We start from the raw sequence: 25,573 nt of genomic DNA, 5'->3' as shown, positions 1-25,573 counted from the left end.
TCTACCCTACTCGTCGATCCAGTCGGCGAAACTCCCCTCGAGAAGCGTCTCCCGCTGGCGGTCGACGTACCGCCGCTGCATCGCCGAGACGGCGTCTTCGAGGCTCGAGCCCGCCTCGACTCGAGTGGCCACCTCCCGGTACTTCCAGCGGGCGGGGGTCAGACCCTGGTGGACCCGTTGGCGGAGGGGGGAGAGGTATCTGGCGGCCTCCTCCTCGGAGAGCCCACGGTTCGTCAGCCCGTCCTCGGCGTGGGCGAGCAGATCTTCGTACAGCCGCTCGCGGTCGGTCGTCTCCTGGCCGTCGTTCGTGATCCAGGTCAGGTTCGCGGTTAGCCCGTCGCGCATGGCCGCGTAGAAGTTCTCCTGGGCCAGTTCCCAGTCGAGTTCCACGACAGGGTGCTCGAGGCGGGTGAGGCTCTCGAGCAGGCCGGCGAAGGCGGCCTGGAAGGCGACCGAGTCCCGCACGGTGGGCTGGGCGGCCACGGGCCGGAACTCGATGCGGGCGTTCGCGGCTGAACGGGTCGGGCCGCCGAACACCGGCCGAACCCACCGCCAGTAGGTACCGTGTTTGCGCCGAAAGTGACGGAACCCGTCGTCGAAGCGCTCGCCCTCGCCGACGGGCATCGGTACGAGCGTGTCGTCGGTGGCGATTCGCCTGACGGCGTCTTCGACCGACTCGAGGTCGCGGGGGAACCGAACTTTTCCGGCACCGGTGGAGGGGGCGTTGAGTACGGTTTCGAAGACGCTGATCCGGTGTTCCATCCAGGCGTCCCGGAGAACGTCTTCGGCAGTGGCCTCCTCGTCGTACAGATCCGGCGGGAAAAACGGCGAGTTGACGCCGAGGGCGAGAAGCGGCCCCGCAATCCGCAGCGCGTAGTTGAAGTACACCGGGAGATCCGGCGCGTGAGGAACCTGGTAGTGGGGCTGAATCGAGGTGATGAGGCTCTCGGGCATCACCGTGTCGGCTGCGAGCGAGACGTGAGGGGCGTCGATTCGCATCCCCGCGGCGTCGGCGCGGTCGGTGTTGGCCATCGCGTGATAGCGCGCGGAATCGCTCATGTTCGTCGCGATGCGGACGGTGCGCTCGTCCTTGCCGGCGTCGCCGATCGAAATCCGCTGTTCGACGCTGTCCGTAAGGTACTCGCGGGCGCGTTCGCCCTCGGGAGGGATCGTCCAGAGGCCGTCGCTGACCAGGCGCATCCCTTCGGTGTTCGTCACGTCCAGGGCGGTCTGCAGCCGCGCTTTGATCTCCGACTCCTGGGCCTGGAGACCGTAGGCGTTCAACGGCTGTGGGCTCGTGGTCATCTCCGCGTTGTGGAGCCCGAGTTCCTTCTCGAAGCCGATCAACTCGAGCAGCCGCCGGGGAACCCGCATCAGCGCGCTGTTGTCGGCGTCGACCGCGTAGAACTCGTACTCGAAGCCGACGATCGCCTGCGGATTGTCGAAGACGCCGTCCTCGACGGCGTCGACGATCACCTCGGCGTCGGCGTCCGCCCGCTCGCGAAACTCTTCGGGGTCCACCGACAGAATCTCCCCGACCCGCGCCGCGAGTTGTTCGTCTGCCATGGCGGCACTGCCACACGGAACGCCTTGAATGATCTGTTCTCGGGCCGGAGGGTCGTCGGTCGGCCCCGGGTGTCAACGCAAACCCTTAAACGAGAGTCGGAGCCTACTGGGAGGCGATGGAGTTCGCCACGTTCGCCGAGCGGGCCGGAGCGATCGACGCCGAAGCCGCCGACCTCGAGATCACCGCGCTGGTCGGCGAGCTGTTCGCCGAGGCGGACGAGACCGCCGAAAACCGCCCGGACGGGGGGCCGACGGAGCTCGAGATCGTCGCCCGCTTCGTTCAGGGGCGGGTGTTCCCCGCCTGGGACCCGACGAAACTCGACATCGGCCCCAGCGCCTGCTACGAAGCGATCGCGCGAGCGGCCGGGACGAACGTCGGCCCCGACGACGTCGAGAGCAAACTGGCCGAGATCGGTGAGATCGGCGCGGTCGCCGCGAGCTACGAGTTCGGCGGCCAGCAGGGACTCGCGGCGTTCGGGGCCGGTGGTAATGGCGGGAGCGACGGACTCACCGTCGTCGAGGTGTACGACACCCTCGCGGAACTCGCGGCCGCCGGGGGGTCGGGCAGCCAGGACCGCAAGATCGACCTCCTCTTCGGGCTGTTCAACCGCTGTGCGAGCGAGGAGGCCCGCTACCTCGCCCGGCTCGTCCTCTCGGAGATGCGCATCGGCGTCGGCGAGGGGACGGTTCGAGACGCGATCGCCGACGCTTTCGCGGTGCCCGCCGAGGACGTCGAGTACGCCCTGCAGGTGTCGAACGACTACGGCCGGGTCGCCCGCGTCGCCGGAGACGAGGAGGTCGAAGGGCTCGCCGAGATGGGGCTCGAGGTCGGCCGCCCCGTCCAGGCGATGCTCGCCCAGGCTGGGACCGTCACCGGCGCGCTCTCCGACTGGGAGGTCGCTGCGGTAGAGTGGAAGTACGACGGGGCCCGCGTCCAATTACACTACGACCCTGACGGCGAGACGCGGGTCTTCTCGCGGAACATGGAGGACGTCACCGACGCTCTGCCGGAGGTCGTCGAGTTCGCCGCAGAGGCCCTCGAGACGCCCGCTATCCTCGACGGCGAGGTCGTCGCGATCGACGACGACGGCGAGCCACTCCCGTTCCAGAACGTGCTGCGGCGTTTCCGCCGAAAACACGACGTCGCGAAGGCCCGCGAGGACGTCACCGTCCGCCCCGTGTTCTTCGACTGCCTGCACGCCAACGGCGAGGACGTGCTCGAGCGACCGCTGACCGAGCGCCACGACCGCCTCGAGAAACTGCTTGCCGACGATCAGACGGCTCCGGAGGCGGTCGAGGGTCTCTCGCTTCTCTGGCGCAGCGACGACCCCGACGAAATCGAGGAAATCGACGCCGACGCGCTCGAGGGCGGTCACGAAGGGATCATGCTCAAGGATCCCGACTCGACGTACTCACCGGGCCGACGGGGCAAGCACTGGCGCAAGCGCAAACCCGACGTCGAAACCCTCGACTGCGTCGTCACGGGCGCGGAGTGGGGCGAGGGTCGCCGAGCGACGTTCCTCGGCACCTTCGAACTCTCGGTGCGCACCGACGACGGGTTCGATCCAATTGGGAAGGTCGCCACCGGGATCACCGACGAGACGCTGGCGGAGCTAACGGAACTGCTCGAGCCCCACATTCTGGCCCAGGACGGCCAGGAGGTCGACCTCGAGCCCGCGGTCGTCTTCGAGGTCGGCTACGAGGAGATCCAGCGCTCGCCGACCTACAGTTCGGGTTTCGCGCTGCGATTCCCCCGATTCGTCACGGTTCGCGACGACAAGGAGCTGGCGGACGCCGACAGCCTCGAGCGGGTCCGCGAGCTTCGGACCTGACGACGAGTGCCGACCGACGCGCCGCTGGCTCCCGACCGGAGGTGACTACCCTTAAGAGCCGCGGCGAGAACCTGTGGGACATGCAACCGCGTGACCTGTCCGACCACGTCGCCTACCAGGCGGGTCGGGGGATCGAGGAAGTCGCTCGAGAGCTCGGTCGCGATCCCTCGGAGTTCGTGAAACTCGCCTCGAACGAGAACCCGCACGGGCCGGCACCGGCGGCGGTGACCGAACTCCGCGAGGCCGCTCCCGGTGTCAGCTCGTATCCGAAGTCGACCCACGCCGACCTTACGGCCGCCATCGCCGACCGCTGGGCCGTCGACCCCGCGCAGGTGTGGCTCGCAAACGGCGGCGACGGCGTCCTCGATTACCTCTCGCGGGCGATGCTCGAGCCCGGTGAATCGGTGCTCGTCCCCACGCCCGGCTTCGCCTACTACGGGATGAGCGCCCGCTTTCACCACGGCGAAGTCGCCGAGTATGAACTCGAGCGCGAGGACGACTTCGCACAGACCGCCGGGTCGGTGCTCTCGGCCTACGACGGCGAGCGGATCGTCTACCTCACGAGTCCGCACAACCCCTCGGGGTCGACCGTCGCTCTGCCGGAGGTCGAACGGATCGCCCGTGAAACCAACGAGGAAACCCTCGTCGTCGTCGACGAGGCCTACGGCGAGTTCGCGGACGTCGACAGCGCCGTTTCGCTGATCGAGGGCAGAGGTGGCTTTGACCCCCGCGACGACATCACCGTCGTCCGGACGTTCTCGAAGGCCTACGGCCTCGCCGGCCTCAGGCTGGGATACGCCGTCGTTCCCGACGCCTGGGCCGACGCCTACGCGCGGGTGAACACGCCCTTCGCGGCGAGCGAACTCGCCTGCCGGGCGGGGCTGGCGGCGCTCGGCGATCACGAGCACGTCGAGAAAACGGTCGACACCGCGACGGAATCGAGGCACTACATGCGCGAGGAGATCGAGAGCCGCGTCTGGCCCAGCGAGGGGAACTTCGTTCTCGTCGCCGTCGGCGACGCCGCCGCCGTCGCCGAGGCGATGCAAGAGCGCGGCGTGATCGTTCGCGACTGCACGAGCTTCGGCCTCCCCGGCTGTATCCGCATTACCTGTGGTACCGAGGCCGAAACCGAACGGGCCGTCGACACCCTCAACCGGGTGCTGTCCGACGGGATCGGCTCCGCGACGTCGGACGCCGGCTCCACACAGGGGGTGTCCGACACGTGAGAGTCGCCGTCACCGGCACGCCCGGCACCGGGAAGACCACCGCGACGAGCGAACTCGAGTCGTCATCCGAAGTCGATCTCGAGGTGATCCACCTGAACGAGGTGCTCGAGGCCGAGGAACTCTACACCGAGATCGACCCGGACCGCGACAGCAAGGTGGCGGATCTCGAGGCCCTGGCGGCGCGACTCGAGGGACGCGAGGACGTGCTGATCGACTCCCACCTCTCGCATCACCTCGCGGCGGATCGGGTGGCCGTCCTCCGGTGTGCACCCAGCACGCTCGAGAGACGATTGCTCGAGCGCGGCGAGAGCGAGGCCAAGGCGCGTGAAAATTCGGAGAGCGAGGCGCTCGACGTCATCCTCGCCGAAGCGGTCGACCGCCACGGCCTCGAGTCGGTGTACGAGATCGACACCACGGACCTCGAGCCGGCTGCGGTCGCCGCGGAACTCGCGGCTGTCGTCGCAGGCGAGCGCGAACCGTCTGCAGGCGAGGTCGACTTCGTGGGGTATCTCCAATGACGCTGGACAAGCTCAGACCCTACGTCTCGGACTTTCTCGATCCGTTCGTGGCGGGCTTCGACCGCGTCGGGATGACGCCGAACGGGGTGAGCGTGCTCGCGTTCGGGATGGCGATCGCCGCGGCGGCGGCGTTCGCTCTCGGCGGGTGGGCGGACCCGGTCTGGTTCGCCGTCGGCGCGGCGCTGGTCTTTCTCAACGGCTGGCTCGACGTCATCGACGGCGCGCTCGCCCGCGAACAGGGCGTGGCTTCCGCGGGCGGCGACCTGCTCGATCACGTTCTCGACCGGTACGCCGACATCGTCGTCATCGCGGGGCTGGCGGCCGGGGTCGGCGACTATCTCCTCGGCTTTCTCGCCGTCACGGGCGTCGTGATGACCTCCTACCTCGGCACCCAGGCCCAGGCTGTCGGTCTCGACCGCGTCTACGGCGGCCTCGTCGGGCGAGCCGACCGGCTGGCGATCATCGGCGTCGTCGGCTTTCTGGCGTTCCCACTCTCGGGTGTCTACGCGGGGCTCACGCTGATCGGCTGGCTGCTCGTCTTCCTCGCGGTGATCGGCCACGTCACCGCCGCCCAGCGGTTTTTCTACGCCTGGGCCGCCCTCGACTGACCGCGCTTTGCGACTGCGCCGCATCCTTTATGACTCGCCGGGATATAGGATCGACCATGGTTCAGTGCGAGATGTGTGGCGCCGAGACGTCGTCCCCGAAGACCATCAAGGTCGAGGGCGCGCAACTGGATGTCTGTTCGAACTGTACCGACTTCGGCACCGAAGTCACACAGTCCTCGGGCTCTAGCACCTCCACGAAGTACTCGACGGGATCGTCGAGTTCCGACTCCGGATCGGGCGGCTCCTCGAGTTCGGCGACGAGTTCGCGGGGGTCCTCGAGTTCCGGCGGCTCGAGTCGTCGCTCGGACATGTTCGACGACATGGACGAAATCGTCACCGACTACGACGACCGGATCCGACACGCCCGCGAGGAGCGAAACCTCAGCCAATCCGACCTCGCGAACGAACTCAACGAGAAGGCGAGTCTGATCCGCAAACTCGAGCGCGGCGACACCCTCCCCAGCGACCGGCTTCAGTCGAAACTCGAGCGGTTCCTCGAGATCAGTCTCACCGGCGGCGGGGGCTCGAGCGGCGACACCGAGTGGGAGGGAGGTTCCTCGACAGGGAGTTACACGCTCGGCGACGTCGTCAAGCGCAAGGACTAATTCGAAACACGAAACCTATTTCTTTCGGGCGAGCGCCGGTGGCGGTATGTTCGTTCTCGTCAACCTGAAGACGTACCCGTGTGATCCGATCGCCGTCGCCGAGGCCGCGCGCGACGTCAACGAGACGACCGACGCTCGGATCGCGGTCGCCCCGCAGGCGGTCCACCTCGAGGCCGTCGCCGACACCGGGGTCGAAACCTGGGCCCAGCACGTCGATCCGATCGACTCCGGCAGCAACACCGGCCACGCGCTCGCCGAGTCGATGGCCGAGGCGGGCGCAGTCGGCACGCTCGTCAACCACTCCGAGCACCGGCTGAAGCTCGCGAATATCGACGGGGCGGTCGACGCCGCGGAACGGGCCGGTCTCGAGACGGTCGTCTGTGCGAACAACCCCGCCCAGATCGGCGCCGCCGCGGCGCTCGGCCCCGACTCCGTGGCCGTCGAGCCGCCAGAACTGATCGGCACCGGCACCCCGGTCAGCCAGGCCGATCCCGACGTCGTCGAGGACGCCGTATCGGCCGCTCAGGGTGTCGACGAAGACGTGTCCGTTCTCTGTGGCGCGGGAATCTCCACCGGCGACGACGTCACCGCCGCCCGAGAACTGGGCAGCGAGGGCGTCCTGCTGGCCAGCGGCGTCGCGAAGGCCGACGATCCGGCGGCGGCGCTCGAGGACCTCGTCGCCGCGCTGTAGCCGGGACACCGTCCGTCTCGGAGAGCCCGACAGCTTTTCGGTCCCGCCGACGAACCCGTTCCCATGAGCGACCAGCGACCGGTGGGCGTCGTCTTCGAGAACCGCCTCATGGGCGAGGGACTCTACGTCACGGACTTCGAGCGATCGGACGACGACCTCAGCCTCGAGTACGAGGTCGTCACCGAGACGCCCGCCGTAACCAGCCGAGAGGTCGGAGCGGTCCTCAGAACGCTCCTCGACCTCGCTGACGAACGCGAGGACCTGCTCCCAGCGGATCTCGAGGCGGTTTCGACGACGACCGACGGCGACGTCCGGGGAACCTGGCACGTCGAGGCGGCCTGGTTCGGACGGCTCCACGACGACCTTTCGGAGGTCGACTTCTCCGAGCGCGTGTTGTCGACGGTCGAGCAGGCGGGCAGCGGGAGATAGGTACAGTAATAACTAATTACCACCTGCATGGGAACAGACATGACCGGCGAACACGTCTTCGTCTCCCACGGCGGACGCGACCTCGAGCTTACCCAGGAGCTGTTCTCGACGGTCAAGAACTTCCCGTTCAGCGTCAACATCGCCCTCGAGGAGGTCGAGGCCGAACGATCGCGCGGACGACTCGAAGGACGGATCGCGAACAGCGACGTGCTGGTAGCCGTGCTCACGGACGAGTCGGCAACGGACCCCTGGATCAACCAGGAGATTGGCTACGCGCTGGCGAAGGGAATCCCGGTGATCCCGCTGTACGAGTCCGAGGCGCTCCGCGGGGGCTTCATCGAAACCGTCGAGGGCGTCACGCTGGAGCGGGCCGACCTCTCGAAAACGATCTTCGACCTGCTGGGTCAGCTACGGCGCGAACTCGCCCCGCTGGGTGCGCTCTCGGTGCCCGACTGGTACATCCGGTTCCCGTGTACGATTCCGGACTGCGGCCATCCGGTCACGCTCACGCTCGAAGAATCCCAGAGGAAACTCTGGAAGCGGGCAGAACACGGCCAGTTGCTCGAGACGGACTGTGAGGTCTGCGACTCGACGTACGCGTTCAATCCGGCGACGATCGGATTCGTCACCCGGACCGGTGGACCCGCCTAACGGGGATCGCTACCGCTCCTCGGTCAACCGGTTGTACGCCTCGGTCACGAGCGAAAACGCGGACTGGCTCCCGCTTTTGCGGTCCGGGTGGGCGTGTTTCACCTCGCGGTGGAAGGCCCTTCGGATCTCCTCGGGATTTGCGTCCGCGTCGACGCTGAGGACCGACCGCGCCTCCGCGGTTCGCATTTTGACGTCAGTGATCAGACCGTCGTCTTCGGCGGACGTTTTGCAGTCCGGACAGAGCTTCTCGGTACGGCCGTCGACCAGCCGTACGTGAAAACGCTCCTCGAAGACCCACTCGCGACACTGACTGCACAGCCGCTTCGTTCCCGTCTCTCGGCAGTCGTCCGCACGTCGGTCGCTCGAACTGCCGCTGCTGTCGCTCGGTTCGCCGTGGCCAGGAACCTCCTCGAGACACGACGCACAGCAGGTGACGACGGTGCCATCCGGGAGCACGGCGTCTTCGAGGGAGTGGCGAAGGACGTCAGCGGAACAGCCGTCGCAGGGGCTGCGCTGCTGGTCGAGGGATCCCGATTTCTGTGCGGCCGCTCGAGCGTGGGGCTCACAGGCTGGGCAGCAGGCGACGTGCTCCCCGCCCGGCATCGAAACCACCGTTAGCTCCTCGAGAGAGGCGGTGCGTCCGCAGCCGTCGCACCTCTCCCGGCGCTCGTCGGCCACAGCCATCAGGTATCGAGTATGTATTCGTGGTATATTAGTTCTGTCCTGTCTCCGACACCGGCTCCCCCGGCTCGTAAACCGAGAGAACCATGGGATGGCGCCGCGTACTTCGTCTATGGACACGACCGTGTCACGTCAGTTCTGGCCGACAGCTGACCGCGAGACGCTGTTTCTGGCCGTCGTCGATCTCGGACTGATCGCGCTGCTCGTGCTCGTCGGCGTCGTCGACCACGGCGGCGATCCGCTGAGCGCACCAGTCTCCACCCTCGAGACGATGCTCCCGTTCGTGCTTGGCTGGCTCGTTATCTCGCCGCTCGCGGGAGCGTACGGCAGCGAGATCACGCACGACACCGCTCGGACGGCGCGCGTGACGGCGATCGCCTGGATCGCAGCGACGAACGTGGGGCTGATCTTGCGGTCGTCGCCCCTGTTTCACGGCGGCAGCGCCTGGCCGTTCAACCTCGTCATGACCGGCCTGGGACTGCTCGTACTGGTCGGCTGGCGGGTCGGCTACGTGGCGATCACCCGATCACGGTAACGTCTCGCGCCGGGTGCGTCCCCTTCGATCAGTGGGCCGTTTCGTATCAGTCTGCCGAGGGGTGCGCGAAAACGGGGCTCACTTCTCTCGTGGACTTTTTTCGACGGGAGCCACTATGGTGATTTATAATTATGGACGATGGGTTGATTCTCAGGGAGCTGGACCGCTCGAGGTCGCCGCAGTACGTCGGTTAACAACCTGATAACTGAGTTTATCAATGCCGTCGCATTATAATCTCTCGAGCATCGGTGTAAAATCATGGTAGTTCAAATACCAATAATCAACTCGTAAGTTATGAGAATCCACTGCCCAAAATACGGATTAGAAATGAATCCAGTACCAGCCGATTATGGGAAACGCTTATATGCCTATTCCTCATAGTATAGGTTAGATTATGGCTGGATATTACGACATTGTTCTTGGGCTTATCCCGGTCGCACTGCTCGGAATCACCGCTGCGCTCACTGTCGTCGGCATTTCCATGACGACTGCGGTGCCGATCAGCGCACTGTTCGCGATCGGCCTCATGGGACACGCGATGTTCGTCAACGGACCCAGCCAGCCGGCCGACGAGTCGCCGGCTCCCCGCCCGCCGGTCAACACCGAGTAGGCTCCCGATCTTTTTCTATCCGGCCCGTCTCTTCTCGCGCATGACTCGTTCGCGATTCCTCACCAGCGACGACGTTACTGGACTTGCAACGCCAGCGGAGTACGTCAAGGCTGTCCGCGACGGCTACCGCCAGCGTGGCGAGGGTGCACCGGCGAAGCCGCGCCAGACGCTCCACCGATCCGATCCCGGCGGGATGTTCACGAGCTACGCCGCGTTGCTCCCCGACACTGGTGCGATGGGCGGCTACATGTACTCAGCGGGGTTCGGTGCGGGCGACGCCTGGTTTATGACTCCCCTGTTCGACGCCGACAGCGGCCAACCGCTGGCGCTCGTCGACGGCGCGAGCATGAACCCGTTCAAGACCGGCGCGGCGGGCGCCGTCGCCGTCGACGCGCTCGCACGAGAGAACGCCACCTCGCTCGCGGTCATCGGCAGCGGGCCGCAGGCTCGAGGACAGCTACACACCACGGCGACCGTCCGCGAGTTCGAGGCCGTCCGAGTCTTTTCTCCGACTCCCGACAACCGCGAGGCGTTCGCCACCGACTTCGACGACCAACTCGCGGCTGACGTGAGCGCGGTCGAGTCGAGTACGGCCGCCCTGGAGGGTGCGGACGTCGTGATCACCGCGACGACGGCGTCCGAGCCCGTCTTCGACGGCGACGACCTCGAGTCCGGTACTCACGTGACGGCGATGGGGCAGTACCATCCGAACAAGCGGGAGCTCGATACGACCACGATCGAGCGAGCGACGTACGTCCCTGACCTGCGCGAGCGGGTTCAACAGGACGCCGGCTCGTTCATCGCGGCGCTCGAGTCGGGGATGATCGACGAAGATCACGTCCACGCCGAGTTAGGCGAGATCGTCGCGGGCGAGGCGCCCGGTCGGACGAGCGACGATGAGATCACGGTCTTCGACAGCGGTGGAACCGGGATCGAAACCGTGGCTGCGGCCCACATGCTCTACGAGCGGGCACTCGAGGAGGAACTCGGCACCGAGATTTCGTTTGCTCCGGCGAGCGAGGCGCTGACCGGCGAACTGCCGTAACGCCGGTTTCGCTCGCTGGCGTCACTCCGCGGCCGGTCGAACCTTGAATCCGTAGCGGGTCACCTCTTCCTGGGTGTAGAGCCGCCGGATCGTCGTCTCGACGCGGTCGCCCATCGAGAGCGCGTCGGGATCGACGTCGGTTCCCATCGCCGGGAGCCGAACGGTCCCCTCGCCCTCCGCCGCCTCGAGCGCCACGATCACCGCCGCGTAGTCGCCCGCTCGCGACTGCAGCGGCGCGAACTCCGGCGGCGCCCCGCCCTGGGAGATGGTCGTCGCCGCCTCGAGCGTTCCCGTCCCGGAGAGCGCGGTCGGCTCGTACTCGGCGAGTGAGCCGCAGTCCGGGCAGGCACCCTCCGGCGGGAACGCGAGCGAGTCGCAGTCAGGGCAGCGACCCCCCTCGAGCCGGTACCGCTGGGGGAGCGACTGCCGCCAGGAGGGGACGCTGACGTAGGCGCCACCGCCGGTCGGCGGGCCCGAGGTGACGACGCCGCGCTGACGGAGGTATTCGGCATAGGAGAGCGAGTCACCGTCCTCGAGAGCGACGTTCGCGGGAACCTCACCCGATCGCTCGACGACGAACGCGTCCGCCCCCGCGCCGCTTCCTTGGGAAACGGCGAGCACCGAGTCGTGACCGTCCGCGAGCGCCCGCGCCAGCGTGACGGGGACGCTCGCAGCCCCGAGGTCCCCGAGGTCGTGGACCGTCGCGGCTGCCTGGATCGCGTCCGTCGAGACGCCGGCGGCGCCCGCGGCCCGGTAGGGGAGTTTCCCGTCGGGGGCCTGGATCGCAGCCACGTCGGGATCGACGTCGTCCTCGAGGCCTGCTACTGCGCCGCCGATCGTTTCGGTGAACGCGGCCCGGTCGTAGCCAGTGACGCCGAGGCCTTCGGTCGTCTCGCTCCCGGCTTCGCGGAATCGGGTTCCGGGATACGGCGCGCTGTACTCGGCGCGGTCCGTGATCGCAGTGGGGCCGTCGCGCTCGAGGACGATTCCCGCGGCTCCCGCGCCGGCGGCGTGATCGATCCCGTCGTCGGGTTCCCCCCGCGGGGCGTCGGCGGCGACGACGAGGACGGTATCGGCGCTGCCGGCCTCGAGGGCGTCCATCCCCGCCCAGAGCGCGCGCGTCCCGGCGCGGGTGCTCCCAGAGAAGACGTGGCCAGTCGCCGTCTCCGGAATCGCGAGCATCGCGCGGAGTCGCGCCGAGAGGTCCTCCTCGGCCAGCGGCGGTCTCGACGTGGCGAACGCGAGCCAGTCGACGTCGTCTCCCGCGAGGTCGGCTGCCTCGAGCGCCCGCCGGCCTGCCTCGGAGGCCATCGTCAGCGAGTCCTCGTCGGCCGCGGGGACCGCCTTCTCCGAGATGCCGGCTGCCTGGAACTGCCCCCACGCCTCTCGAAACGCCTCGGCGCTGATCCGGAACCGCGGCGCGTAGGCGCCGATTGCGGTGATTCCGGGGCTCATGCGTCCACCCCCGTACTCGAGCCCGCACCGTCCTTCTCGAAGACGTGGACCACGGCCGCCCCGCCGCTGCCGCCGACGTTGTGGGTGAGCCCTCGCTGGGCGTCCTCGACCTGGCGCTCGCCCGCCGTTCCCGAGAGCTGTTTGAACGCCTCGACGACCTGGCCAGCGCCCGTCGCGCCGATCGGGTGGCCCTTCGACTTGAGGCCGCCGGAGGTGTTTACGGGAAGGTCACCGTCGAGTGTCGTCGCGCCGGATTCGACGAGGTCGCCGGCCTCGCCGCGCTCGCAGAAGCCGAGGTCCTCGTAGGCGAGCAGTTCCGCGATCGAGAAGCAGTCGTGGACCTCCGCGAAGTCGATCTCGTCGGGGCCGACGCCGGCCATCTCGTAGGCCGCGTCGGCGGCCCGCTCGCTCGCGGGGACCGATGCGTAGTCCTCGCGCTGGAACAGCCCCACGCGGTCGCTGCCGGCGCCGACGCCGGCGACCCTGATCGGGTCGTCCGTGTACTCCTCGACGACGTCCTCGCTCACGAGCAGCGCACAGGCCGCGCCGTCGGAGGTCGGACAGCAGTGATAGAGGGTGAGCGGATCCGCGACGACCGGGGCGGATTCGGCGTCCTCGAGCGAGCACTCGAATCCGAGCTGGGCATGGGGGTTCTTCGCCCCGTTCGCGTGATTCTTCACCGCGACGTGGGAGAGCTGTTCGCGGGTCGTCCCGTAGGTCTCCATGTGGACGCTCGCCATCTGGGCGTAGGTCCCCGAGAACGTGGTGCCGGAGAGTCGCTCCCACTCGGTTTCGCCGGAGACGCCGAGCCAGTACTTCGTCGTGTCGGCGCTCATGTCGGACATCACCTCGAAGCCCCCGGCGAGCACGACGTCGGCCATCCCCGACCGGATCGCCTGGACGGCCTGGCGAACGGCGAACCCGCTCGCCGCACAGGCGTTCTCGACGCGCGTGCAGGGGACGCCGTGGAGTCCGACGTGTTCCGTGACTGCGGGTCCGGAGAGCCCGAGCTGGCGACCGCCGACGCCGAGGGTCCCGATAACGGCCTCGTCGATGGCGGCGGGCTCGAGCCCCTTCGGAACGCTCTCTACGGTCGCCTCGAAGGCGGTTCGAAACAGCGAGCGATAGCTCTCCTCGGGAAACGCCCCGTAGGGCGACTGTCCGGCTCCGGCCAGGTAGACCTCGCGCATACTCCCCTCTGAGGGGCCAACCAGGAAATACGTGCTGGAGGCGGTGGACTATGCGGGAGGAGGCCCGATGGACCGAGTCACCGTCGAACCATCACAATTAAAGGTCGCATCCGGAGAATCCGCGGGTATGCCGTACAGCTACGAACCGCACTACTTCGAGGACTTCGAGGAGGGCCAGGAGTTCCAGAGCGTCGGGCGAACGGTGACGGAGACGGACTTCGTCGTTCACTCGATGGTCTCGGCCGACTGGACCGAACTGCACACCAACCGTCACTACGCCGACGACGAGTACTTCGGCGAGCGCGTCGCCCACGGGCCGATGACGTTCATCCTGGCGACCGGCTTCGTCTACCGCTGTGGCTTCTTAGAGCGAACCGTCCTCGCCTTCCTCGGGATGAACTACATGGACATCCCCGCGCCCGTCAGAATGGGCGATACCATCTCGCTGGCAATGGAGGTCGTCGAGACGAAGGAGTTCTCGAGCCGGGACGACGCCGGACTCGTCGTCATCGACACCACGATGACCACCCAGGACGACGAGGTCGTCTTCGAGGGCGACATGAAATTCATGATCAAAACCCGCTCCGAGTAACGAACGCATCCGGTTCTGACAGGTTCCGATCGGACGGAGACCCGTATCCTGATCCTACCGCGGTCAATCGATCGTTTCCGCCGCGTCGCGGACGAAAATGGGCGAGACGTTGAAGCATCCCCTCTCCGTACCTCGATCCATGTCCCGTGCAGCGGAGTTGGCTGCCGTTCTCACCGAGGCCGACTCGCTCGCGATCGTCTGTCACGACAACCCCGATCCCGACTGTCTCTCGAGTGCGCTCGCCCTCGAGACGATCGCAGCGGAGGTCGGCGTCGACGACGTCTCGATCGTCTACGGCGGCGAGATCTCTCACCAGCAGAATCGAGCGTTCGTCAACATGCTCGAGATCGACGTCGAGCCGGTCGATTCGGTTTCGCTCGACGACTACGACTGTCTCGCGTTCGTCGACCACTCCCAGCCGGGAGCGAACACGACGGTCCCGGCGTCCAGCGAGCCGGACGTCGTCGTCGACCACCACCCCGGTCCGGAGATCGACGCCCGGTTTCGTGACATCCGCACCGACTACGGCGCGACCTCGACGATCTTCGTCGAGTACCTGCTCGACCTCGACGTCTCGCTTTCGACTCGACTGGCCTCGGCGCTGCTGTTCGCGCTTCACCGCGAACGGCTTGACTTCGTTCGCGAGCCGACCGAACGCGAGTACGAGGCCGCGCTGGCAGTGTATCCTCACGCGGATCTCGAGCTTCTCGAGCAGCTGTACGGCTCGGCGTTCTCCCCCGCCACGATCGACGCCATCGGCCGGGCGATCAGGTCGCGCGAGCGACGGGGCGCCTCGCTGGTTACGGGCGTCGGACGCACCGCGGAGACGGACGCACTGCCGCAGGCGGCCGACTATCTGCTCAACCTCGAGGGCGTCGATACGGTGGTGGTGTACGGCGTCGTCGGCGGGGCGATCAGGATAAGCGGTCGCTCGATCGACCCGCGGGTCAACATGGGCGAGACGCTGACCGCCGCCTACGGCTCGCTCGGCTCCGTCGGCGGCCACCACGACATGGCCGGCGGCCGCATCGAACTCGGGCTGTTCGCCGACGCGGTCGACGACGGCGACGACGAGGCGCTCCTCGAGTTCGTCGGCCGGCGCGTCACCAACCGGTTCTTCGACGTGCTCAACCTCGACGGGAACGACGACGGCTGAGAACTGCGTGGGGCGATGCGTGGCTCATACGGTCGAGCGAAACGATTTACCGATCGACCGCTGCACCGTCTCGCGGTCGAAGGTGCAATGACGTTCGTTCGACCGTATCACTCGATGTCGATCGAGTGCGACTCCGACATCGGCTCGAGTTTTGCGAGGGTGATCGTCAGCACGCCGTTGTTGACTCGAGCGGAGACGTCGTCGGCGTCGACCGGTTCGGGCAGCCGAACGCGGCGGCTAAACGACCGCGCCGTGCGTTCGCGACGGAGATAGCTGTCCGACTCCTCGTCGGTTTCCTCCTCGCGTTCGCCGGCGATGTAGAGGGTCTCTCCCGAGAGTCGCACCTCGATATCCGCTTTCTCGTAGCCCGGGACGTCGACCGTGACGACGAACTCGTCGTCGTCCTCGGCGATATCGACGCCGTGTGCGGAGTCGCCAGCGGACCAGCCGAACCCGCCGCGGGCGTCGACGTCGTACTCCCAGGACCGTGCGGCGTCCTCGAACTCCCGGTTCAGTCGTTCGAACAGTTCCTCGAGGCCACGGAACGGATTGGATCTCCCTGACATGATTCTCACCGGTCGTCTACCTTTCCCCGTGAACGGTGTTAAAGCCTCTCTCCGCGGGGATGACGGGTCGACCCCGGGACAGATCGGACACGCAGATCGTCACTGCTGCCGACCGAAACCGGCCGATCCGCGCCGCCCTCTCTCGAAAACGTTTTGTTTACCATCAATAACAAGTTGCGAAGCAATTTTGATACCTTGCGTATTACGGCCGATATGGGACGTATCCACGTACTCTGCGTGGACGACGATGCGAGCTTTGCAGGCGCTGTCGCGTCCTATCTCGGTAGTCGCGGCGAGAGCTGGACAACCGAAACGGCGACCGAACCGCGTGCTGCACTCGAGGCGCTCGAGACGGGTCACGTCGATTGCGTCGTTAGCGACTACAACATGCCCGCACTCGACGGTCTAGAGTTGCTTACTGCGGTCAGAAATCAGGGTCTGGAGCTTCCGTTTATTCTCTTCACGGGAAAGGGAAGCGAGGAAATCGCCAGCGAGGCGATCACCGCGGGCGTCACCGACTACATCCAGAAAGGTGGCGTCGACCAGTTCGCCGTTCTCGCAAACCGCATCGAACACGCAGTAAACGAGCATCGGACGGAAACGCGACTCAGGGAGCGAAAACGCAGACTCGACACGCTCATGAACAACCTCCCCGGGATGGTGTACCGCGCTCGAGACGAACCCGACTGGCCGTTCGACTTCGCGAGCCAGGGCTGTTACGACCTCACCGGCTACGAACCCGCACAGTTCGTCGACGGCGACGCTATCTGGGGGTCCGACGTCGTCCACCCCGACGATCTCGAGGGCCTCGAGACGGCGATCGAGAACGCGGTCGACGACAGCGGACGCTTCGAGCACACCTACCGGATCGTCGACGGTAGCGGCGAGATCAAGTGGGTGCTCGAACAGGGCTGTACCGTCGTCGACGAACACACGGGCGAGGAGTTCCTCGAGGGGTATATTACCGACGTGAGCGACCAGCACACGCTTCGGTCGGCGATCGAGCGGGAGCGAGCCTTCGTCGACGGCGTCTCGCAGGCGATCGACGACGTCGTCTGTGCGTTCGACACCGACGGTCGACTCATCCGCGGTGCGGACCGAGTCGCTGCGCTCACGGGCGACGATCCGACCGATCTCGAGACGGAGCACGTCTCCGCGTTCGTCGACGACGTCGAGCGGTTGCTCGACGGGTTCGAGACGATCGTCGACCAGGAGCGGCCGCGCTCGGTCGAGTTCTCGCTGCGCACCGACGACGGGCGGGTCGCGGCGACGACGTTCACCGGCGTGCCGTTCGAAACCGGGGACAGAACCGTCGGCGTCTGTGGTATCGTCGACGTCGAGGACTCGTCCTGACCCGGCTTGCAGTTCACTGCCAGGGGGTTTTGTCGCTGACCGCTGTTGCTTCAACTATGACGTCTGCACTGTTCGTCGTCAGCGAGGAAGGCTACTGGGGAGAGGAGTGTATCGAGCCGCTCGAGACGCTGTCGGATGCTGGGGTCGATATCACGGTCGCGACCCCCTCCGGCGGCCCGCCGGAGATCGACGAGCGGTCGCTCGACCCCGAGCAGGTCGGCGAAGACACCGCCGAGCACGTCCGCGAGGTGCACGAAACCGACGAGCGGCTGAACGACCCGATTCCGACCGCGAGCGCCGAGGCCGAGTACGACGCCGTCGTCTTCCCCGGCGGGCACGGCACCGAGTGGGACGTCAACCAGGACAGCGACGCCCGTCGACTGCTTCGGGACACCCTCGAGAACGGCGACAAGGCGCTCGTGGTCTGTCACGCCGTCGGTATCCTCGCGTTCGCCCGCGACCGCCACGGCGCGTTCGTCGTCAACGGCCGCGACGTGACCGGCTTCCCCAACGCCTGGGAGGAAGATATCGTCGACGAGAACGACTGCATGCCGAACGGTCGAAAGCTGCCCTACTGGGTCGAAGACGAGGTCGAGACGGCAGGGGGTAACTGGGACGCCGAACTCGATTCCGACACGAGCGTCACCGTCGACGGCGACCTCATCACCGCCCGCGGCCCGGAGTCCTCGAGCGCCGCGGCGGAGACGCTGCTCTCCGAACTCGAGGGGTGATACGGTCTGCTATAACGACGAGCCACGCCACTGCCGGGTACACGCCTTTCCGAGAGCCGCTAGTACTGTTTCGTAGACACGCATGATCCAGATGATGACGCAACTGGCGGGTGGCGACCTCGATTCCGTGCCCGAACCGATTCGAGAACTCATCGGCGAGTACGGCGAGAACGGAACGCTCTCGATCGTTAGCGGGACGATTTCGGTGGCTCGCGGCGTTCAGCTTCTGCGGACGAACCGCAAGCGGGCGATCGCGAAGCTGTTGCTCGGCGCCGGCTGGATCGCCGTCGGCCTCGTCCAGCGTCGGCGGTCGGCCGGTTCGGCGGAGGGTTACGACGAGCCCGAGGGGTTCGAGGAACCGATCGGCGAGGAGGAGGACGTCGAGGACGTGACTCCCGGCGAGACGGACGACGACATGGCCGCCGCGAACACGCTCCCGCCGAGCGACGTCGGCGAACCCGAGGGCCACGAGACGGGTGAAACCGATCCGGTCGAGACGGCAGCGGAACCCGCCGAGATAACGGGTCCCACCGAGGGAGACGCCGCCCCCGAAACCGACAAAACGATCGTTCCTGACGAACCGCCGGCCGACGACGTCTCGATGGCGGGCGACGCCGACGACAGCCGCGAGAACGACGCGAACGGCGGTGACGGTGAGCAGTCGGCCGCAGACGACGAGCGCGCGACGGAAGACGGCGAGGAGTAGCCGGCGAATCAGTCCCTTTTTACGACGGCACGGGGTACTGCGAGTATGAGCTTCGAGGAAGACGACCAGGTCGTCCTGGACGACAAGCACAGCGAGTTCGACGGCGAAACCGGCACCGTCACCCAGACGATCGAATCGATGTTCGGCGACGTCACCTACACCGTGAGCTTCGAGGACGGCCAGGAAACCGGCGTTCCCGAGGATTCCCTCGAGGCGGCCGCGAACGAAGACGAGACCGAAGAGTAACGCGACAGCCGACCCCGAACGACCAGCCACCCGTCGAGAGGTGGCAGCCGCCACCCGTTCCCGATCCGATGCCCAAAATCCCGCTGCACTACGTCGATTTACGGACGTTCTGTTACGCCACCGAGGACGAAAAACGCGTCGAGGCGGCGCTACGGACGCTCCTCCCCGAGGAGTTCGAGATCGAACGCGCCGAGAGCGAGGGCCACTACGGCGACCGCATCCTCGTCCTCTCCGCGCGTGTCGAGAACGCCGACGACGTTCGCCACGTCCTCACGCGGTTGACGGACCTCGAGGAGTTCGACAGCCTCCTGTCGGAACTCGACGACCGCGTCACGGAGAACACGGAGCTGTTTCTCCGCCTCGACAAACAGGCCGCCTTCGGGGGCGACGTCCGCCTGGGTCCGGGAATCACCTTCCGGGCGAAGGTCGAAGCCTACCCCGCCACGAAAGCGGGGGCCGTCGAGAACGCCGAGGACGTGCTCGAGCGCCTGGCCGACGAGGACGTCTAAGACTTTTTCTCCCCGGCGCGTGACTCCCGCGTATGGACGTTCACGTCGTTGCCGAAGACCCGGTTCGTGAGTCGATCGTCAACGCGCTCGGAGATGTTGACCTCGACGTCGTCGACGCGGAGCCGGCCGACCTCGAGGAGGCTCGCTTCGCACTCGTCAGCGGCGTCGCCGGATCGAACGCCTTCGCGAGCGCGAACGAGGCAGCGCTCGCGGGATCGACGCCGTGGCTCGCCGTCGAGATCGGCGGGGTCGGCGGACAGCCGCTTTCCGAGGTCGAAGCCGCAGTTTCGGGGTTCGCCCCCGCGACCGGCTGTTTCGAGTGTCTCCGAAGCCGGGCCAACGCCGCGCTCGAGGAAACCGCCGATCGCCCACAGGCAGACCGATCGACAGCCCGCCTCGCCGGCGCCGTCGCCGGTCGGGAGTGCGTTCGAGTGCTCTCGGGCGACGAGGGGCCGGTGATCGGGCAGGTGCTCGAGTTCCCGCACGCCCGCCGGCAGCTCAATCCCGTTCCCGGCTGTGTCTGCGATTCGGGCGACCGATCTCGAGCGCTCGACACCGGCGACGACGAGTCGTTCGACCTCGAGACGGCCGTGAGGCACGTCGAGGGGGCCATCGACGACCGCGTCGGCCTGCTGACCGGTATCGCCGAGGCCGACTCCTACCCGGCACCGTACTACCTCGCGGAAACCGCCGAAACAGGGGGGTTCAGCGACGCGAGCGCCCCGAAACAGGCTGCGGGCGTCGATCCCGACTGGAACGCCGCGTTGATGAAGGCGACGGGCGAGGCCCTCGAGCGCTACTGTGCGGCGGTCTACCGCGAGGGCGACTTCGTTCTGGCGACGATCGACGACCTCGAGTCCCCGATCTCCCCCGACTCGCTCGTTCGACCCGACGACGCCCCCGAGATCGAGGGCGACACCGAGTGCTACTGGGTCGAGGGCCAGAACCTCGAGAGCGGCGACGCCGTCCACCTTCCCGCCGCCGCGGTGCAGTTCCCCCAGCCCGGCGAACGGCTACTCCCGGCGATCACGACCGGCCTCGGGCTCGGCTCCTCGACGGTCGACGCCCTCGTCTCCGGGCTGACGGAGGTAGTCGAACGCGACGCGACGATGCTCGCCTGGTACTCGACGTTCGAGCCGCCGGAACTCAAGGTCGATCACGAGGGGTTCGAGGCGCTCTCGAAACGGGCGGCGAGTGAGGGGCTGTCGGTAACCCCGCTGCTGGTCACCCAGGATATCGACGTTCCGGTCGTCGCCGTCGCCGTCCACCGCGAGGGCGAGTGGCCGCGCTTTGCGGTTGGTTCCGCCTGCGATCTCGACCCCGCCGAGGCCGCCTCCTCGGCGCTCGCGGAGGCCGTCCAGAACTGGATGGAACTGCGAGGGATCGGCCCCGAGGATGCCGAGAGCGCCAGCGGTGCGATCGGCGAGTACGCCTCTTTCCCGGAGGTGGTCCGGGAATTCCTCGAACCCGCTGAGACGGTTTCGGCCAGCGACGTCGGCACCGAGACGGTTCCGACGGGGGCGGCGAGCCTCAAGGAACTCGTCTCGCGGGTCGGTGACGCCGGCCTGACGCCGTACGCGACCAGACTGACGACGCGGGACGTAGCGGGCCTCGGCTTCGAGGGCGTCCGGGTCGTCGTCCCCGGCGCACAGCCGCTGTTCACCGGCGAGCCCTTTTTCGGCGAGCGCGCACGGACTGTGCCCGAGGAACTGGGTGAGAAGGCGAGACTCGAGCGGGAGTTCCATCCGTATCCCTGACCGTCGTTCTCGACGGGTTCTCGGAAAAACCGGTACTGCGTCAGTCGTCCGTTGGCTCTACCCCGTCCGCGACCGCCTCGAGTTCGCCGACGCTCGAGAGGTGCGCCACCGTCGCCAGCCGGATCGCGTGGGGCCAGCCAAGCGGCGTCGCGCTGTCGGGCGTGCCGTCGTCGAACACCTGTTCGGGCAGGTAGCCCGACTCGATACAGAGGCTGCCGCCGGGCACGAGTTCGCCCAGCAAATCGCGGGCGTACTCGTAGAACCGGTCCTCGCCGGTCAGGGTGGCGAACAGCGCCGCGGCGTTGGCCCCCCAGGCCGTCGACACCGTCCAGATTTTCTCCGATCCCTGCTCGCGAGTCCGCCAGTCGTCCCCCTCGAACCGGTAGAGGCCGTCGACGGCGTCGGTGGTGTGGCGAAGCCCCTCGAGCGTGGTTTCGACGTGACTCGTCAGGCGCTCGAGTCGTTCCTCGTCGAGGTCGACTACCTCGGCGTAGGCGCGGTGGGCGTCGACCAGCGCGAGGGTGCTCGAGTCGAGGCGGTCGTCGAGTTCACCCTCGCATTCGCGAAGCGCGTAGACGCCCCGTTCCGCGACCCAGAGGTCGTCGAGTGCGTCGGAGACTTCGCGAGCACGGTCGACACTGCGATCCCGGAGATCGGTCGAAAACGGTGCGTCAGCGATCGCTGCATAGGCGTGGAGGTAGGTCGCTGCCGTGTGGGCGAACCGGCCGGCCATGTTCTCCCAGGCGTTCTGGCAGGTGCTCGGCAGGCCGTCGGCCGCCAGGGTGTCGTCGAGGCCCTCGAGGCCGCGGGCCACGATCGGTTCGACGCGTTCGCGCCGGGACGGATCGGCGTCGACGGCGGCCGCGAGGAACGAGCACGCGCTCGCGGTCTGGTCGGCCTGGTAGTCGACGCCGCTGTCGGTCATCCGGTCGTTCGCCCAGCCGGGTGCGAGGCTGCCGTCGTCGGGCCAGACCCGGTGGGGCCAGGTGCCGTCGGGGCGCTGGGTCGCCTCGTAGAACGCGACGGTGTCGTCGTGGACGCCCGCGAGTTCCTCAGTGAGGCCGAGGTGGCGCTCGCTCTCGAGGAGGAATCGCGAAATCTCGCCGTCGTCGCGAAACCACGTGTAGCCGTAGCCGCCGGAGTACTCGTAGTGCGGGTCGAAGTCGGGACCGGCGATTCTGCCGCCGTCCGGCGCGGAGAGCAACTCGAGCACCCGCAGATCGGCCGCGACCGTTTCGGAGACGTCCCTACCGGGTGTCCGCTGGCGCTCCGCGGCCGCTCGCAGGGCGCCGTCGGCGGCGAACTCGCGGGCTGTCGCGCCGAGTTCCGACAGGGTGTCCTCGCGCTCGGGTTCCTCGCGGAGCGCGGTGACGACCGTCGCACGCCCGTCCTCGAGGGGGACGACGCTGAACACGTAGCCGCCGAGGCGACCGTCCTCGTACTGACCGGTGTCGTCGCCGTTGGGGTACTCCGCTGGCTCGTCCTCGAGCACGTCGGGGAGGCGTTCGGGAAGCTGTCCGACGACGGTGTCGAAGCCGGTCGCACTCGCGAGGAAGTCGTGCTCCCGGCGGTGGTAGACCTCGACGACCCCTCGCTCCTCGAACACCAGCTGGCCGATCCGGTCCTCCCGGCCGCCTGGAGCGAAAGCGACGAATGCCGCGATGGCGTCGATCTCTTCTCGTCCCTCGAGCACCTCGAACTGCGTCACGTGGGTGCGTCCGAGGGTCAGATCGGATCGCTCGAGCGTGATTCCGTCCGTCTCGTAGCGCGTCTCGATGAGAGCCGTGTCATCGACGTACCCCTGTGAGGCGGGTTCGGTCCCGTCGAACCAGCGGGTCTCTCCTTCTCGCCGAAAACCGAACCGGGAGCGGTCGATGCCGTAGAGGCCGGAGAGCGGATAGGAGAAGTCACGAAGCGAGCCGTCGGAGCCGACGTGGACGAGCCGGTCGTCGACGCCGGAGAAGAACCCCGCCGTGGTTCGGCGCTCGCCGGGGAACGCCGTGGGATCCCCCCGATGGCGTTTGAAATCGTCCAGCGCGGAGCGAAGCGTCATTATCTCAGTCCACGAAGAGGGGCTACAAAAATGTGTTGTAATATTAGTTCACAGATGCTGTCGAAGCCGGAACCGGTAAGCTCTCGGGTTTCGTGGTCCCATCCATGACCCGGTCCGGACCACCCCGATTCTGCGCCGTCGGCGAGGCGGTCGAGCTCGCACCGCGAGCGCCCGATCCCGACGCGACGTACGAGTGGACGATTCTCGAGACGCCCGAGGGTAGCACGCTCGAAGCGCCCGACGACCCGGTCTGGCACGTCGAACCCGATGTCCCCGGCGTCTATCGGGTCGAACTCGAGGGGCCGGACGGCGGCTGTGAACGGCTGGTTCGCGCGTTCCCCGACCCGCGGCGACCGACTACGTTCGAGGCCGCCCGCGACGACCTTCCCGACCACGACCCCGAAGACGTGTTCGTGATGGGGCCGTTCAACGACCAGCTCGTCGGCCGCCTGCGCCCCCGGCTCGAGGACGGAACCTACGTCTACGAAACCCGCCTTCCCCCTGGAACGCACAGTTTCGGCTACGTCGCCGGCGACGACTTCGAGAACGCCGTCTGGGAGGAAGTCACGGTACCCGGTCCCGGCCGACCGCGGCTACAGCTCGAGGGCGACGTTGAGGACGGAACGGTCGTCGTCACCCCCCATTCGGTGGCGGGGACCGACAGCAGCGACGACCGCGACGACCTCGAGATCGAGTACTATCCGCAGGGGTTCCCCGAAGCCGCGGTCAGCGCGACCGCCGACGGCGGCGCTCGGATCGACCCCGCCGAGATCGACGGCTCGGGCCGACTCCACGCCGTCGCCGTCGGCGAGCGCCACAGCGTCGCGGACTGCCTCGAGATCGCCGTCGCGGACCAGGATGGAACCGCGAGCGCCAGCGCCGTCACCGTGAGCCGTCCGAATGATCCGCCGGAGTGGGCCGAGGACGCCGTCGTCTACGAAATTTTCGTCCGGTCGTTCACCGACGACGCCAGCTTCGAGTCCTTCGAGGGGCGAGTGCCGTACCTCGAGCACCTGGGAATCGACTGCGTCTGGCTCACGCCGGTCCTGGAAAGCCCGACGAAACACGGCTACCACACCACGGATTACTTCGACACCGCGAGTGACCTCGGCTCGCGGGCGGCGTTCGAATCGTTCGTCGACCGCTGTCACGAGGCCGGCATCAGGGTCGTCTTCGATCTGGTGATCAACCACGCCGCGCGCACCCACCACACGTTCGATCTGAGCGCGGCCGACGTGCCGGCCTACCGCGACTGGTACGTCTGGGAGTCGATCGAGGACTCCGGCGTCACGGCGGCGGACCTCGAGGACTCGCCGGGTCGGCTCGCCGATCCCGAGGAGGTCGGCCCGCCGGTTCGCACGCGACCAGATGGAACGACGGAGGTGGCCCAGTACTACTTCAACTGGACGAACATCCCCAACCTGAACTACGACTCGCTCGCGGTACGGCGGTTCCTGCTCGCGGTCGTCGAGGAGTGGGTCGACGTCGTCGACGGCTACCGCTGCGACGTCGCCTGGGGGATCTCCAACGAGTTCTGGATGGAGGTCCGCGACCGCCTCAGAGACCGGGATTCCGAGTTCCTGCTGCTCGACGAGACGATTCCCCGAGATCCGGAGTTCGCCCCGCTCCAGTTCGACGTCCACTACGACACCACGCTGTACGGCCGGCTTCGCGAGATCGGAACCGGAGAACGACCGGCGGCGGACCTGCTCGAGGCGGCGACGGCCCCCGCTCGCGAGGGCTTTCCCGACTCCTCGCTACACATGCGCTACGTCGAGAACCACGACGAGCCGCGCTACCTCGAGAGCTGCGGCTCCGAGGCCCTTCGGGCCGCGGCCGCGGCGGTGCTGACGCTGCCGGGCGTGCCGATGATCTACTACGGCCAGGAGCGGGGCGCGACGGGCTACCGCCAGCCGATGCCCTGGGAGGGCGACAACGAACTGGCGACGTTCCACCGCCGACTCGTCGCCGCCCGGAACGAGAGTGCAGCGCTCAGCCGGGGCGACCTCGTGGAACACGAGTACGAAGCCGACAGCGAGGCGGCGGTCGCGTTCGCCCGGCGAACCGGCGACGAAACGGTCGCCGTCGCGCTCAACTTCGGGGAGGAGCTGGCGACAGTGACGCTGCCGATGGCCCTCGAGTCGACGGATCTCGTGACCGGCGAGGAGCGGGAACTCGAGGCGACCGGAGACGGAACGGAACTCGTCGTCGAGGACGTCGCGGTTCTTCGGTTCGCGGCGTCGCTCGAGTAACTGCGCCGAC

Annotated in this window: 26 protein-coding genes; 20 read left to right on the top strand and 6 right to left on the bottom strand. The window is 67.3% G+C overall.

Going from position 1 to position 25,573, the window contains the following annotated elements; all coding sequences use genetic code 11:
- Positions 1 to 6: 6 nt before the first annotated feature.
- The gene (locus AC6I6S_RS14785) at positions 7 to 1,566 is read right to left on the bottom strand and encodes a glutamate-cysteine ligase family protein (protein ID WP_497951174.1); all 1,560 of its coding nucleotides are present in this window, start codon (positions 1,564 to 1,566) and stop codon (positions 7 to 9) included.
- Positions 1,567 to 1,682: 116 nt separating this feature from the next.
- Between AC6I6S_RS14785 and ligA the strand changes: the two genes are divergently transcribed.
- The 8 genes from ligA to AC6I6S_RS14745 all read left to right on the top strand — a co-directional run bounded on the left by ligA (position 1,683) and on the right by AC6I6S_RS14745 (position 8,126).
- Positions 1,683 to 3,398 (top strand): ATP-dependent DNA ligase LigA, encoded by a 1,716-nt coding sequence (gene ligA / locus AC6I6S_RS14780; RefSeq protein WP_497951173.1) that lies wholly within the window; start codon positions 1,683 to 1,685, stop codon positions 3,396 to 3,398.
- An 80-nt stretch (positions 3,399 to 3,478) separates the two neighbouring features.
- Positions 3,479 to 4,624: a histidinol-phosphate transaminase gene (hisC, locus tag AC6I6S_RS14775; RefSeq protein ID WP_497951171.1), complete on the top strand. Its 1,146-nt coding sequence runs from the start codon at positions 3,479 to 3,481 to the stop codon at positions 4,622 to 4,624.
- Positions 4,621 to 5,142, top strand: coding sequence for an adenylate kinase family protein (locus AC6I6S_RS14770; protein ID WP_497951170.1), 522 nt, complete (start codon positions 4,621 to 4,623; stop codon positions 5,140 to 5,142). Before hisC ends, AC6I6S_RS14770 begins: the two co-directional genes overlap by 4 nt.
- The gene (locus AC6I6S_RS14765; RefSeq protein ID WP_497951169.1) at positions 5,139 to 5,750 is read left to right on the top strand and encodes a CDP-alcohol phosphatidyltransferase family protein; all 612 of its coding nucleotides are present in this window, start codon (positions 5,139 to 5,141) and stop codon (positions 5,748 to 5,750) included. Before AC6I6S_RS14770 ends, AC6I6S_RS14765 begins: the two co-directional genes overlap by 4 nt.
- Before the next feature lie 56 nt (positions 5,751 to 5,806).
- A complete protein-coding gene (locus tag AC6I6S_RS14760) occupies positions 5,807 to 6,355 on the top strand; it encodes a multiprotein bridging factor aMBF1 (protein WP_497951168.1) in 549 nt (182 codons plus the stop codon).
- Positions 6,356 to 6,401: 46 nt separating this feature from the next.
- On the top strand, positions 6,402 to 7,046 hold the full coding sequence (tpiA, locus tag AC6I6S_RS14755; protein WP_497951166.1) for a triose-phosphate isomerase: 645 nt from the start codon (positions 6,402 to 6,404) through the stop codon (positions 7,044 to 7,046).
- 63 nt (positions 7,047 to 7,109) lie between these two features.
- Positions 7,110 to 7,475: a DUF8159 domain-containing protein gene (locus tag AC6I6S_RS14750; protein WP_497951165.1), complete on the top strand. Its 366-nt coding sequence runs from the start codon at positions 7,110 to 7,112 to the stop codon at positions 7,473 to 7,475.
- 39 nt (positions 7,476 to 7,514) lie between these two features.
- A complete protein-coding gene (locus AC6I6S_RS14745; RefSeq protein ID WP_497951489.1) occupies positions 7,515 to 8,126 on the top strand; it encodes a toll/interleukin-1 receptor domain-containing protein in 612 nt (203 codons plus the stop codon).
- 9 nt (positions 8,127 to 8,135) lie between these two features.
- Here AC6I6S_RS14745 and AC6I6S_RS14740 read toward each other — a convergent pair whose 3' ends face one another.
- Positions 8,136 to 8,810 carry a J domain-containing protein gene (locus tag AC6I6S_RS14740; RefSeq protein WP_497951164.1) on the bottom strand — a complete coding sequence of 225 codons (675 nt, stop codon included), beginning with the start codon at positions 8,808 to 8,810 and terminating at the stop codon, positions 8,136 to 8,138.
- 109 nt (positions 8,811 to 8,919) lie between these two features.
- On the opposite strand from AC6I6S_RS14740, the gene AC6I6S_RS14735 reads away from it, so the two are divergent.
- The 3 genes from AC6I6S_RS14735 (at position 8,920) to AC6I6S_RS14725 (ending at position 10,997) form a co-directional block, all read left to right on the top strand.
- Positions 8,920 to 9,342, top strand: coding sequence for a DUF3054 domain-containing protein (locus tag AC6I6S_RS14735; protein WP_497951163.1), 423 nt, complete (start codon positions 8,920 to 8,922; stop codon positions 9,340 to 9,342).
- Positions 9,343 to 9,736: 394 nt separating this feature from the next.
- Positions 9,737 to 9,952 (top strand): DUF8015 family protein, encoded by a 216-nt coding sequence (locus AC6I6S_RS14730; RefSeq protein ID WP_497951162.1) that lies wholly within the window; start codon positions 9,737 to 9,739, stop codon positions 9,950 to 9,952.
- Between the two features lie 40 nt (positions 9,953 to 9,992).
- Positions 9,993 to 10,997, top strand: coding sequence for an ornithine cyclodeaminase family protein (locus AC6I6S_RS14725; RefSeq protein WP_497951160.1), 1,005 nt, complete (start codon positions 9,993 to 9,995; stop codon positions 10,995 to 10,997).
- 21 nt (positions 10,998 to 11,018) lie between these two features.
- On the opposite strand, the gene AC6I6S_RS14720 is transcribed toward AC6I6S_RS14725, so the two are convergent.
- Both AC6I6S_RS14720 and AC6I6S_RS14715 read right to left on the bottom strand, forming a co-directional pair.
- Positions 11,019 to 12,452: a zinc ribbon domain-containing protein gene (locus tag AC6I6S_RS14720; RefSeq protein ID WP_497951158.1), complete on the bottom strand. Its 1,434-nt coding sequence runs from the start codon at positions 12,450 to 12,452 to the stop codon at positions 11,019 to 11,021.
- The gene (locus tag AC6I6S_RS14715) at positions 12,449 to 13,642 is read right to left on the bottom strand and encodes a thiolase domain-containing protein (RefSeq protein WP_497951156.1); all 1,194 of its coding nucleotides are present in this window, start codon (positions 13,640 to 13,642) and stop codon (positions 12,449 to 12,451) included. Before AC6I6S_RS14715 ends, AC6I6S_RS14720 begins: the two co-directional genes overlap by 4 nt.
- Before the next feature lie 127 nt (positions 13,643 to 13,769).
- On the opposite strand from AC6I6S_RS14715, the gene AC6I6S_RS14710 reads away from it, so the two are divergent.
- Together AC6I6S_RS14710 and AC6I6S_RS14705 are read left to right on the top strand one after the other, a co-directional pair.
- Positions 13,770 to 14,234: a MaoC/PaaZ C-terminal domain-containing protein gene (locus AC6I6S_RS14710; protein WP_497951155.1), complete on the top strand. Its 465-nt coding sequence runs from the start codon at positions 13,770 to 13,772 to the stop codon at positions 14,232 to 14,234.
- Positions 14,235 to 14,373: 139 nt separating this feature from the next.
- Positions 14,374 to 15,390 (top strand): DHH family phosphoesterase, encoded by a 1,017-nt coding sequence (locus tag AC6I6S_RS14705; protein ID WP_497951153.1) that lies wholly within the window; start codon positions 14,374 to 14,376, stop codon positions 15,388 to 15,390.
- Positions 15,391 to 15,497: 107 nt separating this feature from the next.
- On the opposite strand, the gene AC6I6S_RS14700 is transcribed toward AC6I6S_RS14705, so the two are convergent.
- Positions 15,498 to 15,956, bottom strand: a complete 459-nt coding sequence (locus AC6I6S_RS14700) for an Hsp20/alpha crystallin family protein (RefSeq protein ID WP_497951152.1) — start codon at positions 15,954 to 15,956, stop codon at positions 15,498 to 15,500.
- A 213-nt stretch (positions 15,957 to 16,169) separates the two neighbouring features.
- Here AC6I6S_RS14700 and AC6I6S_RS14695 point away from each other — a divergent pair, with 213 nt between their 5' ends.
- The 6 genes from AC6I6S_RS14695 (at position 16,170) to AC6I6S_RS14670 (ending at position 21,258) form a co-directional block, all read left to right on the top strand.
- Entirely contained in the window at positions 16,170 to 17,309 is a 1,140-nt protein-coding gene (locus AC6I6S_RS14695; RefSeq protein ID WP_497951151.1) for a PAS domain-containing protein, read from the top strand.
- Positions 17,310 to 17,365: 56 nt separating this feature from the next.
- Positions 17,366 to 18,040, top strand: a complete 675-nt coding sequence (locus tag AC6I6S_RS14690; RefSeq protein ID WP_497951149.1) for a type 1 glutamine amidotransferase domain-containing protein — start codon at positions 17,366 to 17,368, stop codon at positions 18,038 to 18,040.
- Positions 18,041 to 18,131: 91 nt separating this feature from the next.
- On the top strand, positions 18,132 to 18,746 hold the full coding sequence (locus AC6I6S_RS14685) for a hypothetical protein (RefSeq protein WP_497951148.1): 615 nt from the start codon (positions 18,132 to 18,134) through the stop codon (positions 18,744 to 18,746).
- Positions 18,747 to 18,791: 45 nt separating this feature from the next.
- Positions 18,792 to 18,992, top strand: a complete 201-nt coding sequence (locus tag AC6I6S_RS14680; protein ID WP_497951147.1) for a DUF1918 domain-containing protein — start codon at positions 18,792 to 18,794, stop codon at positions 18,990 to 18,992.
- A gap of 68 nt (positions 18,993 to 19,060) precedes the next feature.
- Entirely contained in the window at positions 19,061 to 19,501 is a 441-nt protein-coding gene (locus tag AC6I6S_RS14675; RefSeq protein WP_497951145.1) for an RNA-binding protein, read from the top strand.
- Between the two features lie 32 nt (positions 19,502 to 19,533).
- Entirely contained in the window at positions 19,534 to 21,258 is a 1,725-nt protein-coding gene (locus AC6I6S_RS14670; RefSeq protein WP_497951143.1) for a YcaO-like family protein, read from the top strand.
- A gap of 40 nt (positions 21,259 to 21,298) precedes the next feature.
- Here AC6I6S_RS14670 and AC6I6S_RS14665 read toward each other — a convergent pair whose 3' ends face one another.
- Positions 21,299 to 23,311 (bottom strand): DUF7997 domain-containing protein, encoded by a 2,013-nt coding sequence (locus AC6I6S_RS14665; protein ID WP_497951142.1) that lies wholly within the window; start codon positions 23,309 to 23,311, stop codon positions 21,299 to 21,301.
- Positions 23,312 to 23,415: 104 nt separating this feature from the next.
- On the opposite strand from AC6I6S_RS14665, the gene AC6I6S_RS14660 reads away from it, so the two are divergent.
- Positions 23,416 to 25,563, top strand: coding sequence for an alpha-amylase family glycosyl hydrolase (locus AC6I6S_RS14660; RefSeq protein ID WP_497951140.1), 2,148 nt, complete (start codon positions 23,416 to 23,418; stop codon positions 25,561 to 25,563).
- Positions 25,564 to 25,573: the final 10 nt, after the last annotated feature.

It is taken from the genome of Natrononativus sp. DTA114 (assembly GCF_059736515.1).
The sequence above is the reverse complement of the archived record's forward strand: the minus strand, read 5'-3'. Positions and strand labels throughout refer to the sequence as shown.